The 15327-nt window shown below is 35.7% G+C and carries 14 protein-coding genes, 1 tRNA gene and 1 pseudogene; 3 read left to right on the forward strand and 13 right to left on the reverse strand.

Translation table 11 applies throughout. From position 1 onward, the window contains the following. Positions 1–401: 401 nt before the first annotated feature. From CSUIS19073_RS07005 to CSUIS19073_RS07065, 13 genes and pseudogenes are all read right to left on the reverse strand, one after another. On the reverse strand, positions 402–941 hold the full coding sequence (locus tag CSUIS19073_RS07005; RefSeq protein ID WP_086237661.1) for a GNAT family N-acetyltransferase: 540 nt from the start codon (positions 939–941) through the stop codon (positions 402–404). Then, entirely contained in the window at positions 934–1146 is a 213-nt protein-coding gene (locus tag CSUIS19073_RS07010; RefSeq protein ID WP_086237662.1) for a hypothetical protein, read from the reverse strand. The genes CSUIS19073_RS07005 and CSUIS19073_RS07010 overlap by 8 nt, the downstream gene beginning before the upstream one ends. 9 nt (positions 1147–1155) lie before the next feature. Then, complete coding sequence (locus CSUIS19073_RS07015) at positions 1156–2118, reverse strand: ketoacyl-ACP synthase III (RefSeq protein WP_086237663.1); 963 nt, start codon at positions 2116–2118, stop codon at positions 1156–1158. Between the two features lie 12 nt (positions 2119–2130). After that, positions 2131–2892 (reverse strand): SDR family NAD(P)-dependent oxidoreductase, encoded by a 762-nt coding sequence (locus CSUIS19073_RS07020; RefSeq protein ID WP_086237664.1) that lies wholly within the window; start codon positions 2890–2892, stop codon positions 2131–2133. Beyond that, positions 2865–3572 (reverse strand): CDP-alcohol phosphatidyltransferase family protein, encoded by a 708-nt coding sequence (locus CSUIS19073_RS07025; RefSeq protein WP_337214397.1) that lies wholly within the window; start codon positions 3570–3572, stop codon positions 2865–2867. Before CSUIS19073_RS07025 ends, CSUIS19073_RS07020 begins: the two co-directional genes overlap by 28 nt. Further along, entirely contained in the window at positions 3569–4294 is a 726-nt protein-coding gene (locus CSUIS19073_RS07030) for a hypothetical protein (protein WP_086242567.1), read from the reverse strand. The genes CSUIS19073_RS07025 and CSUIS19073_RS07030 overlap by 4 nt, the downstream gene beginning before the upstream one ends. Continuing rightward, positions 4295–4522, reverse strand: coding sequence for a phosphopantetheine-binding protein (locus tag CSUIS19073_RS07035; protein WP_086237667.1), 228 nt, complete (start codon positions 4520–4522; stop codon positions 4295–4297). Next, positions 4515–5981, reverse strand: coding sequence for an amino acid adenylation domain-containing protein (locus tag CSUIS19073_RS07040; RefSeq protein WP_086242568.1), 1467 nt, complete (start codon positions 5979–5981; stop codon positions 4515–4517). Before CSUIS19073_RS07040 ends, CSUIS19073_RS07035 begins: the two co-directional genes overlap by 8 nt. Positions 5982–6086: 105 nt before the next feature. After that, positions 6087–7943 carry an RNA polymerase sigma factor RpoD gene (rpoD, locus tag CSUIS19073_RS07045; protein ID WP_086242569.1) on the reverse strand — a complete coding sequence of 619 codons (1857 nt, stop codon included), beginning with the start codon at positions 7941–7943 and terminating at the stop codon, positions 6087–6089. A gap of 169 nt (positions 7944–8112) precedes the next feature. After that, on the reverse strand, positions 8113–9567 hold the full coding sequence (prpD, locus tag CSUIS19073_RS07050; protein WP_180379401.1) for a 2-methylcitrate dehydratase: 1455 nt from the start codon (positions 9565–9567) through the stop codon (positions 8113–8115). A gap of 10 nt (positions 9568–9577) precedes the next feature. After that, on the reverse strand, positions 9578–10705 hold the full coding sequence (locus CSUIS19073_RS07055; protein ID WP_086242571.1) for a citrate/2-methylcitrate synthase: 1128 nt from the start codon (positions 10703–10705) through the stop codon (positions 9578–9580). Then, positions 10702–11586, reverse strand: a complete 885-nt coding sequence (gene prpB, locus CSUIS19073_RS07060; RefSeq protein WP_086232385.1) for a methylisocitrate lyase — start codon at positions 11584–11586, stop codon at positions 10702–10704. The genes CSUIS19073_RS07055 and prpB overlap by 4 nt, the downstream gene beginning before the upstream one ends. After that, positions 11587–13493: pseudogene (locus CSUIS19073_RS07065) on the reverse strand (propionyl-CoA synthetase); the annotation flags it as partial. 243 nt (positions 13494–13736) lie between these two features. Here CSUIS19073_RS07065 and CSUIS19073_RS07070 point away from each other — a divergent pair. From CSUIS19073_RS07070 to CSUIS19073_RS07080, 3 genes are all read left to right on the forward strand, one after another. Further along, positions 13737–14657 (forward strand): hypothetical protein, encoded by a 921-nt coding sequence (locus CSUIS19073_RS07070; protein WP_086237673.1) that lies wholly within the window; start codon positions 13737–13739, stop codon positions 14655–14657. A gap of 135 nt (positions 14658–14792) precedes the next feature. Further along, positions 14793–15110 carry a ComEA family DNA-binding protein gene (locus CSUIS19073_RS07075; RefSeq protein WP_180379402.1) on the forward strand — a complete coding sequence of 106 codons (318 nt, stop codon included), beginning with the start codon at positions 14793–14795 and terminating at the stop codon, positions 15108–15110. A 137-nt stretch (positions 15111–15247) separates the two neighbouring features. Then, positions 15248–15323 (forward strand) — tRNA-Lys (locus CSUIS19073_RS07080). Positions 15324–15327: the final 4 nt, after the last annotated feature.

Here is a 15327-nt window from a genome sequence, read left to right on the forward strand (position 1 = left end):
AAATAAAAATGCCAAACTGGGAAGGGGTTGGGACCTTAAGGGATAAGGGAAACTATTTTGGCTTTCAAAAATTTAGTCCGCGTTAGTCGGACGGATAACTTTAGTGTTTGGTTCTTTAGCACGGATTTATTCGTGCGTTAAAAGAACATAGAGATAGTTTCCCCTGCCCCTTAAAGAAAAGAATTTAAAAAATTTTGTCGCAAAGGTCGGCTTTACTCCGTATTGTGAAGTTAAAATATGGGTACCCCACGAAGTGGGACTTCAGGTGGGTCAAGGGAGCGTAGCTCCCTGTCGCAAACGGCGACTTCACGGAAACCACCCCTTCGGGGTCGCATTCGCTGGTTTTGTTGCCGTGCGAAGTTAAAAATAGTCAGCTTATGCTTAGTTTTAATAAAATCAATTTAAACCAATCCAAGCTTGTAAATTAGGCTATCTCGCATTTGGTAATAATCATCTTTGTTAAGCTTAAAATATATACACTGGTTATCTGTGTGGGTGGATTTGAAATTTAGCATTTTAGCCATGCGAATGGCGCGTTTATTTTCTAGTTTGCAATATGCTTTGAGCCATTTAAGCCCTAAAATTTCAAATGCCATATCATAGATAGCACAGTATGCCCCAAGAGCGATTCTAGCCTCATCAAATTGCTTTGGTATCACCATAATCTCGCCAGGTATAGCGGTGCGATCTTGCCAATTAATTTGCTGAAAACAAAAATACCCAATAGCTATATCACCGACAAAAGCCATATAGTAAAGCGAATTTGGCTGGTTTTGAATGGAGTTAAACCATTTTAATTGCTGCTCTTTTGTGATATGGGTGCCATTTTGGTTTAGCATTACTTTAGATATTTTTGGGTCATTTCGCCACTGGCGTAAAATCTCTATATCTTGTAGCTCTAATCTTGCGATTTTAACTCCATATCTGATAAATTCACTCATTCATCAAATCCAATATATCGCCAACTACTTTTAACTCTTTAAGCTCATCATAAGTAAGCGTATGATTATAATCATCAGCTAGCATAACAATAGTGCTAATCTTACCCATAGAATCCCACTCTAGCAATGAATCTAGCGGAGTTTGTGGGGTGAGTGGCTCATCGCACTCTATGGTATCTTTGAATTTAGCTATCTTTTTATCCATCTTAATCCTTTATATAGTTATAATCGTCCCGCTCCACGCAAGACCGATACCAAATCCAGCTATTAATACCTTATTTGTAGATTTTATCTTGTTATTTTCAATGGCTCTTTTTAACGCTATTGGTATGCTAGAAGATGATGTATTGCCTACATTTTCTATATCAAATATAACCTTGGAGTCATCTAATTTTAAGCTTTTGGCGATGGCTTTGAGTATCAATAAATTGGCCTGATGAAATATAAAATAGTCAATATCATCTAAATTTAGATTATTTGCTTTTAGAATTTGTCTAACTAAATTTGGAACCTCCCTAATAGCAAATAGAAATATCTCTGGCCCATTCATGGTAAGGGTATTTGATGGGGTTTGGGCGTTAAATGGATTTGCGTAGCCACCATATTTTTTATACATACTAAAAAACCCGCCCCCATCTGTGCCGCATATGATTTGACCGATTTTATAAGCGTTGCTATCATCGATCATAGTCGCACTTGCTCCATCGCCAAATAATATTCTTTGTGCCATATCGCTATTTTCAAACATTTTATAGCACATATCAGCCGTGCATAGTAATACCCTTTTAACGCTTTTAGAGATTATTAAAGATTTAGCTATTAATAGTCCGTGAGCGTAGCCACTACAAGCGATATTAATCTCCATGGCATTTGTGCTTTTGGGTAAATTTAGTTTATTATGTAGCTGGTAGATTGTAGCTGGCTGGAGATAATCAGGCGATTGAGTACAAAGCAAAAGCATATCTATACTAGCTGGGTCTATATCATACTCATTAATTAAATTTAAAGCCGCCTTAGCTGCTAGGTCGCTAGTAAGCTCATTTGGGGCGGCTTTGTGGCGATATTTTATCCCTGATTTTTGATAAATTTGCTCACAACTATACTCATCACTTTTAGCAAGACTAGCAAAGTAGCCATTATCTATAGTCTCATCTGGTAAGTAATAGGCTAGTTTCATGCTATTTCCCACTTAAATTTCATCATACCCCCCCCCAGAGCTGATTTTGATACACTCTGCGGTGATTTTGCTAGATTGAGAACTTAGCAAAAATAGCACCGATTTGGCTACATCGCTAGGCTCTATTAAGCCAAGTGGCATTATCTCATTTAGCTTTGATTTGTGGGCTTCTTGGGATATGAAGTTATTTACAAAATCATCATACATAGGGGTATTTACATATAATGGTGCGACGGCGTTAATCCTTACTCCTTTTTTGGCGTATTCCTTGGCTAGGCTCGATACGGCTGAGTTTAGGGCTGCCTTACTAGCTCCATATAGACTAAGTCCAGGCTCAGCGCCAAAAGCTGCCATAGAGCTAATGGCTACAATGCTAGTATCATTTTTGACATATCTATTATGCTTTAATGTAGCCTTAGCTAGAGCGAAAAATGTTAGTAAATTTATATTGATTAACTCGCTCATCTTATCTAAATTTAGATCACGAAGTAGCATTGGGCTTAGCACACCAGCACTATGGATAAAGCCATTTAATTTAAATTTATCAGCAAATTTCGCCACTGCTAGCTCAATGCTATCAAGCTTGTTTGAGTCAAATATCGCTATATCGTGGTTATTTGGAGAGTTTAGCTCATCTCTTAGCTTGTTTAAAGAGTTTAAATTTCTACCAAGAAGTAGCAATCTAGCGCCACTTTTGGCAAGTTCAGTGGCTACGCATTTGCCTATGCCTGATGTGGCTCCGGTGATTATATAAGTTTTATTTTCAAACTCCATTTACCCCCCCCATTTAATTTTATATTATAGTATAGCTCGGTACTGCGATATATCAAATCTATCAAATATATCGTCCCAAGAGCGTAAAAACATAGCTCAAATTTCAAACTAAAAATCGCAATAGATAGCACTATAGCAAGAAGGCTTACATCAATCCCAAGTAAAATTCCACGCTCTAAAAGATATTTTTTAAGCCCAAATCTATAAATTTTATTTAATTTTTTTAATCTTTTATGGATAAAATGCTTACAAAATTGCTGATGAAATAGCAAGGTAGAGATGATAAAAATAGTGCAAAATATACTAACATCATAAAGATAACTAGCTAAGATAATAAGCCCAAACCACGCTATATAATCGCAGGTATAATCAAGAAAATAGCCTAATTTTGTGCTTTGATTTTTAAGGCGAGATAGCATTCCATCGGTATGATCTGATATGCTATAGATTAAAAATAAAATTCCGCTTAAAACATTATGCCCTAGATAGAGCAGAATAAATGAGCCAATAATGCAAAATCCACCAAAAATTGTGATTTGGTTTGGTGTGATATTTGTTTTTGCAAGTGGTAATAAGATAAATTTTTGGACTATTAAAACTCGCCAAATATATTCAGTTATATAATATGTAGATTTGAGTTCTAGGCGGTCAGATTTTTTGAGTTTATCATCTAATTTCATACTTCAACCTGTAAAAATTCGCCCCAAATTTTCGCTATTTCTTCATAGGCTCTATTAATATCAGATATGAATTTATCGCTATTCCACGCACGCCTAAGAACCATAGCCATCTCTATTTGGCTCCAAAATTCAGCCACTTTATTACTTGGAATTTCATCTATAATATATGTGCCAAATTTGGCTTTTATGTAGTTTTGTAGGTGTTCTACCACTATTTGAGCGACTTTAAATATAAATATATAATTTGGATTTTTTAAAAGCTCTTTTAAATTTGCTTTTAACATATCTTCTATATTTTTTCTTTGCTCTTTGATAAGGGTGCATGGATGGCTAAAATCAGTAAAAAATATATCAAAAATTGTTCCGTTAAAAAAGCCTATAATCTCCCCTTTAGCATTTACTTTGGGTAAAATTGGATATAGTTTGCATATAAGGGGGCGATTTTGGTGTGGATTACAAAGTCCCTTTTTATCGCAATGAAGCCAGTGTATAGTAAAGGTTTGACCCCCTTTTAGCTTAAATTTCTCACTCTTTTTAGCCATTTCCATGCCATCTATAGCGCCTGCTTTTAGATACTCCTGATACTCTATATCAAAAAGCGGTAGAGCGATGAAATTTGAGCGAATTAGCTTAAAATGTTGATTTGTAAATCCAGCACAGCAGTATCCGCCGCAACTCTCATAGCATTTTGGAGAGTAGATATATTCTTGTTTATAATTCATTTATATTCCATAGGCTATTTTAATCATATTATCTAGTGCAGCTATGCTTTGGAAATTTTCAGCACTTAGGAATTTGGCGTCTAAATCCTTACCATATCTAGCTTGCATAGCCCCAACAAGTGCGATGATATCGACGCTATCGATAGCTCCACTATCAAGTAAATTTAAATTTATATCGCTTATATCGCCTCTGCCTATCTCATTTAATAGGATTTTTGCTTCACTCATTTTTTAACGCCTCTTTATCGATTTTGCCATTTTGATTTAGCTTGAAATTTAATTTATGGATAAATTTACGCGGAATCATATAATCTTGGAGTTTTAGTTTTAAGAATTCTTTTAGATTTTCAATTTGGATTTTGCTCTCATAAAATGCGATTATTTGAGAGTTTTTAAATATACAAGCAACCCTATAAATATCTGGATGTGAGCTAAGTGCGGCCTCTATCTCGCCAAGCTCTATTCTAAAGCCATTTAATTTAATCTGCGAATCACGCCTACCATAGTAAAGCAAGTTGCCATTGTCATCATATGCGGCTATATCGCCTGTTTTGTAGATAGCTTCACTATATGATTTTTGGAGTGGATTTTGTATGAATACTTGGGCTGTTTTATCTGGGTCATTGTAGTATCCGCTAGATAGCCCACACCCTCTAATATATATCTCACCTTTTAAATTTGGCTTTGTTATGAGATTCATATTTTCATCAAATATTAAAAGTTGGGTATTGCTAAAAGCTTTGCCAATAGGCAAGATCTCATCATCTCTAAACTCCCTATCTACCATATAATACGAACTAGCTAAAGTCGTCTCAGTAGGGCCATACATATTGTAAAATTTGGCATTTGGTAGCGATTTGATCCAGTAATTTAGCTGTTTTGTAGGCATAGTCTCACCACATGCTATAACCATTTTAAGGTTGAGATTTGCTCCATTTAAGGCATTTGAATTGGCAAAATATACTAGCACGCTTGGCACCCAAAGTATGGTAGTAACGCTATTGGTGCGTAGATACTCAACCACTTTAAGCGGAAAGGCAAAGATGGAGCTTGGCAAAATATGGGTAGTAGAGCGCGTAAATATGCTTACATATATATCAAAGACACTTAGGTCAAAATAAAATGGAGCTTGATTGGCAATTATATGGCTATTATCTATTTTTAAGTCATTAGAAGATGCGATAATAAAATCCATTAGGCTTTTATGGCTGATACTTACCCCTTTTGGCTCACCTGTGCTACCGCTAGTAAATAGCACATAGGCTAGATCTGTATCTAAAATATGGATATTTTGTAAGATATTATAATCAATCTTAGAGCTATCTAAATCATCTATAGATATGGTTGGTATATTTAAATTTAATGCTTTAGAGGCGATGAGTAGGGCGGGATTTAACTTTTTAACTATCTTTTCTACCCTTTGAAGTGGCATATTTTCATCTATAATTGTGTAGAAATTCCCGCTTTTTAACACGCCAAAAAAGCTGATAATAGCCTTAATACCCTTTGGTAAGATTATCAAAATAGGCGATTTATTGATATTTAAATTTGCTATTTTGGTGGCTAGTGCGCTGCTAAGCTCATCAAGCTTAGAGTAGGTAATGGATCCATTAGGCTCTACGAATGCGACCTTTTGCGGTGATTTATATGCGCTTTGGCTAAGTAGCTTGTGGGCTAAATTTAGCATATTTTCCCTTTATAATTTAGCAAATAGGGGGGGGGTGGAGCCTTTGATTTTAAATCTATAGCAAGAAAAATTACCGAATTCAAACTGTTTTACCCCACGCAAAATTTATCCCTCTATATAATTTTTTAGTTTGCGACCAACTTTTGGGTGCTTTAGCTTTTTAATCGCTGAGCTCTCAATCTGCCTTACACGCTCTCTAGTTACATTTAACTCTTTGCCTATCTCTTCAAGAGTTCTATCGCTCTCATCTTCAAGCAGGCCAAAACGCATTCTAATTACCGCTTTTTCTCTATCATTTAGCTGATCTAAAACTTCATCTATTTGCTCTTTTAAATCCGCTTTTAGGATCTGCTCCATCGGGCTTAGAGAGCTTTTATCCTCTACGAAATCTCCATATTTTCCATCATCTTCGCTACCTATTGGGGCTTCTAGGCTTATTGGCTCTTTTGTGATTTTGATTACTTGTTTGACCTTATCTATGCTTAGTCCAACCTCTTTTGCGATGATTGATACATCTGGCTCTTTGCCTTCTTCTTGGATATATTTTCTATTTATTTTATTAATGCGATTTATAGTCTCAATCATATGGATTGGAATTCTAATAGTGCGAGCTTGATCGGCAATGGCTCTGCTAATGGCTTGTCGTATCCACCAAGTAGCATATGTGGAGAATTTAAATCCCTTTTTATACTCAAATTTATCCACAGCCTTCATAAGACCTATATTGCCTTCTTGGATAAGGTCTAGAAATGGCAATCCACGATTGGTATATTTCTTAGCGATACTTACAACTAAACGCAAATTTGATTTAGCCATTTTAGCCTTGGCATCATCGCTTATATTTTTGCCTTTTTTTATTTGATCTAAGATATTTTTAAGATCTTTTGGATCTAGATTAAATCCAGTTTTGCTTGCTTCTTTGGTTTGAAATAGCTTTTTAATCTCCATATATGTAGAAACCATCGTAGCTTCTGGAACTCTAGATATTATATCTTCTTTGCTTAATTTGGTTATATCTTTTAGGATTTGTTGGTGGTTTTTTCTTAATTCAGCACTAAACATAGGTAGTCTATACTCAAGCCTTTTAAGCTCTTTATCAAAGTCTACATCGCTCTTAAGTGCTGTTTCAATAGACTTTACAATCTCGTTTATAAGCTTACTTGTAGGGCCTAAATCCATTAGTTTATCTTTTAAAACTTTTTTCTTAAATGTTAAATTTAATTTAGATAACAAATCAGCTTCATTCTCTACAGAGATATTCTGTTTTGAAGCGATTTTTAGCCAATCTTTTTTGGCTTTTTCTAATGCTTTAAAGCTCTCAATTACCTTCTCAGCTCTCTTATCAAGTTTTTTAGGCTGTTTTTTGCTATCTTCGATCTCTTCATCTTCATTGTAGCTCTCTTCGATATCCTCTTCTTCTTCGTTATCCTCTTCATCAAAGCTCTTAAATAGCTCTTTTACACGACGCTCTCTGTTGATTAATGGCTCTTTGTAATCTAATATAAAATCTATCAGATATGGCACAGAGCAAAAAGCGTCAATTATAATATCCTCGCCAAGCTCGATTTTTTTGCTAATTTCAATCTCTTCTTCTTTGCTTAAAAGCGGAATTTGACCCATTTCACGCAGATACATACGAACAGGGCTATCTGAGCGACTCCACTCTAGCAAGTCTGTTTCGCTACTTAGGTCAAATTCATCTTCTAAATTTGCGTCAGATGATTTTTGTTGGTCTGAAGTAGATGATCTTTTTGCTTCTTGGATTGTTTTTTGTTTGGCAGCTTCAACGGCACTTGTGAGCTGAATTTTATATAGCTCGGCTATAGATTCTATCTTTTTAATCATTCCAGCAGTAGGAGCTTTGTCAAATAGTCTAACTAGTTGCTCGAAAGTCACATAGCTCTTGGCATTTTCTCTAAATAGCTCCTCAATTTGTGCAAATATCTCTTTGGCTGCACTCATCAAAATATCCTTTGTATAAGCAAAATAAAATTACGGATTATACCCAAAAATTGATTAAATAAATTTAAAATTATAAGTTTTATTTTTGACTAGATTGTGTTTTCAAACGCAAAAATTAGTATCTAAATTAATAAAATATTAAGCCTGGGATCGCTCCCAAGCTTTTAAGTTATCCTAACCAAAATAGATCGCTAAATTCATTAAAATTATAGCTTTCTAACTCTTTTTGATTATTTACTAAATCCTCTATTATTTGGCAAGTTTTTGGGCTAAATCTTGTAGCTAGATTTGCTTTAAATTTAGCTTTTAATAGCGGAATTCCCTCATCTCTTCTTCTTTTATGACCGATAGGGTATTCTACTTCTACTTTTTTGGATTTTGTGCCATCTTTGTAGTAGATTTCAACTGCGTTTGCGATACTTCTTTTATCGCTATCTAGATACTCTTTTGTGTATCTTGGATCTACTTCTACTACCATTTTATCTCTTAGGGCATCGATGCGTGGATCTTTGGCTACGCTATCTTCATAATCATCAGCCACTAATCTACCAAATATCAAAGGCACAGCCACCATATATTGGATACAATGGTCACGATCGGCAGGATTAGCTAATTCGCCAGTTTTATTTATAATTCTATGGCCTGATTCTTGAGTGGTGATTACTATTTTTTCTATCTCATCTAAGCGATCTTTAACCTCATTGTGAAGTGCCATAGCACACTCAACTGCTGTTTGAGCGTGGAATTCAGCTGGGAAGCTGATTTTAAATAGCACATTTTCCATTACATATGAGCCAAATTCTTGAGGAATTACTAGCTTTTGGCCTCTCATTTTGACATCTTCAAAGCCCCAAAATTTCGCACTTAGAGCTGATGGATAGCCCATTTCGCCGCTTTTTGCTTTTAATGCTAGATCAACCCCACGACTAGAAGCATCGCCTGCTGCCCAGCTCTTGCGACTTCCAGTATTTGGTGCGTGGCGATAAGTTCTTAATGCACCGCCATCTATGAAGGCGTTTGATACGGCATTGCGAATTTCATCATAGTTACACTCAAGGAGCTTAGCCGCAACCGCAGTAGAGGCGATACGAACTAATAAAACATGATCTAGCCCAACTTTATTAAAGCAGTTTTCAAGTGCTAAAATGCCTTGAATTTCGTGAGCTTTTATCATAGCTTCTAAGACTATTTTTACTTTTAATGGAGCCTTGCCTTGAGATAAATTTTTACGACTTACATAATCAGCCACCGCCCAAATAGCACCTAGATTATCGCTTGGATGTCCCCATTCAGCTGCTAGCCAGGTATCATTATAGTCTAGCCATCTTACCATTGCTCCTACATTAAATGCTGCGCGGATTGGCTCTAATTGGTATGAAGTGCCTGGAATTTTACTACCTAATGGGCGAAATTCAGCCCATTCAACGCTTGGTCCAAGTAGCTTGGTGCAAGCTGGATATTTAAGAGCTAAAATCCCACATCCTAAAGCATCAATCATAGTATATTTAGCTGTCTCATAAGCTAGCTCGCTAGTAATCTCAAAGCTATTGGCATATTTAGCGATTTTACTTAGCAACTCATCAAATTCAGGGCGTTTAGCCTCTAATATTCCCATATTACTCACTATTTTCTCCTTATCTTTGGTGTATTTGTATAAATTTCATTGGCTCAGGCCCTATGTAGTTGCTACTTGGGCGAATGAGCTTGTTGTTGGCTCTTTGTTCTTTTATGTGAGCGCACCAGCCACTTACTCTACTCATTATAAATATAGGGGTGAAATACTCAGTTGGTATCCCCATAAAGTGATATGCTGACGCACTATAAAAATCCGCATTTGGCGGCAAACTAGGGCGTTTTTCTTTCATTACACCCTCAATGGCTTCACTAATAGCAAATAGCTTGTGATTATTGCTTAGGGCTTTTGACCATTTTTTGATAACGGCGTTTCTAGGATCACCGCCAACTCCATAAACCCTATGCCCAAATCCCATTAATAGCTCTTTATTAGCTAGTTTTTGATTTACTCCATTTATAGCATCTTCTACATTATCAAAGCTAGAAATTAGCCCAAATGCCGCCTCATTAGCTCCGCCGTGTAGTGGGCCACGAAGAGCACCTATAGCCCCAGCAACAGCTGAGAATATATCGCTTTTTGTAGAAGCGCAAATTCTAGCTGTAAATGTAGATGCGTTAAATTCATGCTCAGCGTATAAAATCAATGAACAGTGCATTGCTTTTACAAATTCAGTTGGTGGCGTTTTTTGGTGTAATTTTTCTAAGAAATATCCAGCTATGGTATCTTCTTTGCTATCAAAATCTATCTCTTTACCGCTATTTATATAGTTATGCCAAAAGCAAATAACGCTAGGAAGAACTCCAAGAAGGCGGATAATCTTATCATCTTGATCGCTAAAATCATCTTTTTCAGCCTCTAAAGTCCCAAGCAAAGCAACAGCACTTTGGCATACATTCATCGGATGAACGCCTTTTGGTATGAGCTTTAGCATAGCTTTAAGCTCAGGGCTAAGAGCACGAGATGCTATAATTTTGCTTTTATAGTCTTTTAGCTCATTTGCTTTTGGAAGTTTAGCATATTGTAGTAAATATGCTACCTCTTCAAACTCACAATGCTGTGCTAAATCCTCAATAGCGTAGCCATAGTAATTTAGCCCATTACCTGTACCGCAAGTGCATATCGCACTTTCACCAGCTATAACTCCGGCTAATCCGCCTTGTTTTTTTGCTGCTTGGCTTATACTCATTTTTTATCCTTTGCAAATAGTTGGTCTAATTTATTTTCAAATTCATAATAATCTAACATTTGATATAGCTCTTCACGAGTTTGCATGATATCTAAGACATCTTTTTGATGGCCGTTTTTGATAATGCTATTAAAGACTTCAACGGCGGCTTTATTCATCGCTCTATTAGCTGAAAGTGGATATAGCACCAGTTTTATACCTACACTTGCTAACTCACTTTGGCTAAAATATGGAGTTTTGCCAAATTCAGTTATATTGGCTAAAACAGGCACTTTAAGAGCCTTTGTATATTCTTTATACTCTTCTAAGGTATGGACAGCTTCAGCAAATATCATATCAGCCCCAGCAGCTTCATATGCTAAGGCTCTCTCTAAGGCTTTTTGCTGACCCTCCATAGCATGTGCGTCTGTTCTAGCCATGATTACGAAATTTTCATCAGTTCTAGCATCTAGGGCAGCTTTTAATCTATCTGTCATTTCAGATATACTTACAAGCTCTTTATTTGGTCTGTGGCCACAACGCTTTTGAGCTACTTGATCTTCTATATGGCAAGCGGCCGCTTCGGCTTTTATAAGCTCTTTTATTGTCCTAGCTATATTAAAAGCACCACCAAATCCAGTATCAACATCCACTAAAAGTGGAGTATCTACTCTTGAAGTTATGCGTCTTACATCGATTAAGACATCTTCAAGACCTACAATGCCAAGATCTGGCAAACCATAGCTAGCACTAGCTACGCCACTACCTGATAGATATATAGCTTTTGCTCCAAGCTTTGTAGCTTGAAGGGCGCTATAAGCGTTTATAACACCTAATACCGCAAGTGGGTTATTTGAATTTACAGCTTCTCTAAAGCTTTTTCCTGGACTTTTTATACTCATTTTTTCTCCTTTATTATTGGGTAACCTAATGTCGTAATCACCTCTTTACAATGATCTAAGACGCTAGGATCTTCTATTGTTGCTGGAATTTTACATTCAACGCCATCTGCTAACTCTTTTAAGCTTCTGCGTAAGATTTTACCACTTCTAGTTTTTGGTAAAGCATTTACTACACAAGCAAGTTTAAAGCTAGCAACCGCACCTATTTCTTGACGAACTAAAGAGATAGCACCATCTACTATTCCTCTGTGATCTCTTTCAATTCCTTGTTTTAAGACTATAAATCCCATCGGAACTTCACCTTTTAAATCATCATTTACACTAATTACAGCACACTCAGCAATATCAGGATGCTTAGATATAATCTCCTCCATCTCGCCAGTAGAGAGCCTATGACCTGCTACATTTATAATGCCATCCATTCTACCTAAGACATAAACATATCCATCTTTATCTATATAGCCAGTATCGCCTGTGAGATAGTAGCCTTTGAAGTGATCTAAATATCCTTTTCTATATCTCTCATCATTTTCCCAAATTCCCATCAAACAAGCCGGTGGAAGAGGTAATTTAAGGCACAATGCTCCCTTTTTGCCTGGTCCTAACTCTTTGCCATTTTCATCAAGGACTTTTAGATTAAATCCCGGCATTGGTTTTGTAGGGCTACCTGGCTTTATAGGCATCTCTTCTAATCCTAATGGATTAGCGACAATAGCCCAGCCGGTTTCGGTTTGCCACCAGTTATCTACTACTATCTTTTTGGTAACTTTCATTATCCACTTTAGCGTATCACTATCACATCTCTCACCGGCTACAAAGATCGCTCTAAGGCTATCTAAATTATAATTTTTTATTAACTCGCCCTTAGGATCTTCTCGTCTAATAGCACGAAATGCAGTAGGAGCTGAGAATAGGACATTTACCTTATACTCATCTACAATTCGCCAAAATGCAGCTTGATTTGGCGTGCGAACTGGTTTGCCCTCATATACTATAGTGGTACAACCATTCATTAACGGACCATAAACTATATATGAGTGCCCTACAACCCAGCCTACATCACTAGCAGCGAAAAATACATCTCCAGGCTTAGCGTTATAAATATTATCCATAGACCACTTCATAGCGACACTATGACCGCCATTTGATCTAATTACGCCTTTTGGTGATCCAGTAGTTCCAGAAGTGTATAAAATATATAATGGATCAGTAGCAAGCACCGGCACACAATCTACGCCTTTAGTCTTCTCTTCTTCACTTTCCCAATCGACATCACGCCATGGAAGCATATTTGCTCTATATTGTGGTCTTTGCCAGATTAGACAAGTTGTAGGCTTGTGCGATGATTGCTTGATAGCCTCATCTAAGATTGGTTTATATGGTATTATATTGCTTACTTCTATACCGCAACTAGCACTTATTACAACTCTAGGTTTAGCATCTTCGATTCTAGTGGCAAGCTCATGAGCTGCAAATCCACCAAAGACCACGCTATGAATAGCACCTATCCTAGCACAAGCTAACATAGCAATTACAGCCTCAGCCATCATCGGCATATATATTACAACTCTATCGCCTTTAACAACGCCTTTATTTGTTAATATACCAGCGACCTTTGCTACTCTATCTCGAAGTTGCCTGTATGTATATTTTTTCTTAGTATCAGTAACTGGAGAGTCATATATCAAAGCGAGTTGATCGCCACGATTATTATGTATATGCAAATCAAGGGCGTTATAGCATGTATTCATACATCCGCCAACAAACCATTTATAGTGATCACCACTATCATCTAAAACTTTATCCCACTCATTATACCAATGAACTTTTTGAGCGGCTAATGCCCAGAAATTTTCTGGCTCATTGATAGAGAGCTCATAAGACTTTTGATAAGGGCTAGAACTCATTGTAATCCTTTCTTGTTGGTTAAGAGAATTATAAGACTTTGTAAAAGAAATATAAATGCTAAATTTAGTTACAATTTGCAGTTTTTGGTGCATAAAATTTTAAAATTGGATAAAATTTATACAAAATTTAGCTAAATTGTCGCATAATCTAGCAAGAATTTTATATTTAAATTTGTGAAAAATTTGGTTAATTTTTTTATTATGTTACTTAAAGTAACATTTTGGATATTAAAGGGATTAAAGATGTTAAGTGTGATGGATAGATTTATAATTATATTTGAAAAATCAAAGCTATCTATGAGTAAATTTGCCACAATTCTTGGCAAAGATAGACGAACTTTGCTTACATGGATAGAAAATAAAGAGACAAAATCCTTAAGCGAAGATGTAAAATCCATAATTTGCAATCACTTTCGCTACTATAAAGATATATGGGATTGCGATGAGAGCGACTTTTATCGCTATATAAATGAGCTAGATGATAGTAGCTTAAGGATTATTGATGATGGATATGAGTCCCTTTTAAAATATATTTATGAGAATGAAAATGAGGGCTCTTTGATACTTCATCCCACATTCCCAAATCCAGCCTATAGGGATTTTGTAATTCAGAGTGTGTATAATAATTTTGATAGTCAAGAAGCGGCAAAATATCGTCAAAAGCGTGGTTTGAAAATGCGAGCTTACTCATTTGGGGCTAGTGAGTGGTATAGTGTAAAGTCGCTTTTGGAATTTTGCTTTGCAAATATTGGTAATTTTTACACAAAAGAGCAGAAAATTCAAATTTTAGAGTTGATGATTGCTACTTTTCGTGATAATCTTAATAAATCTATATATTTTTTCGATTCATATGATAAGAAAATATATGGTCTTGATATGTTTTATTTATCACTAAATATTAAAGAAAAAAAGATGTTTTTAAAGCTACCACTTGAAACTGCCATTTTGGAGATTAAAAATAGTGAGCTTATTACCAAAATTCATACCCATTATACTCACGCTAAAAAATGCCCAACACACATAGATCCCAAAGACGCTGTGATGATAATGGAGCTAATCTTAGAATCATTAAAAAATAGTGATGATTTAAGGGCAACTTGCGATAAAATAGATAAGCATAGTAAATATGGCAGTATTTTTGCTAAAGTGATAAGTAGGGCTTGAATTTATCGGCAATTTATATTTAGTATTACTTAAAGTAACACTTTGTATATTAATTTTTATAAATTTATCTAAGCTTGACATAAAATATTTAATATTAATATATAATAAACATATTTTTAATTCAAAGGAGATTAGATGAAGGCAATAGCCATAATCGCACTAGGTGCAAATATAATGTTGGCAGCTGTAAATATAAACACTGCTAGTAAAAGTGAGCTAATGGAGCTACCTGGCATTGGCGAGGGAAAAGCTAAAGCTATTATTGATTATAGGACTAAGAGTAAATTTAAAACTATAGATGAGATTAAAAATGTCTCTGGTATCGGCGATAAGATATATGAAAGTATCAAAGTAGATCTAATCGTCAATGGCCCTACAGATACAAAGAATTTAAAAAGCACCATAAAAGATAAAAAACCAGTCAAAAAAGATAGCAACTCTACTAAAAAATAGTTGAATTTTAAAGGGCTGAGTTTTTAGCCCTTTAATTTTTAGATAAAAATAATAATTGATAAAATTTAATAAAATTTTCTCTATAAATCTTGACAAAGATTAATAATTTTTGTATAATTCAACTTCATTTTTTGAGTGTCTTGTTAGCTCAGCTGGTAGAGCATCTCCCTTTTAAGGAGGTGGCCGTTGGTTCGAATCCAACACAGGACACCACTTC

It is taken from the genome of Campylobacter sp. RM19073 (assembly GCF_024723495.1).
In the GTDB taxonomy this organism is placed as follows: Bacteria; Campylobacterota; Campylobacteria; order Campylobacterales; family Campylobacteraceae; genus Campylobacter; species Campylobacter porcelli.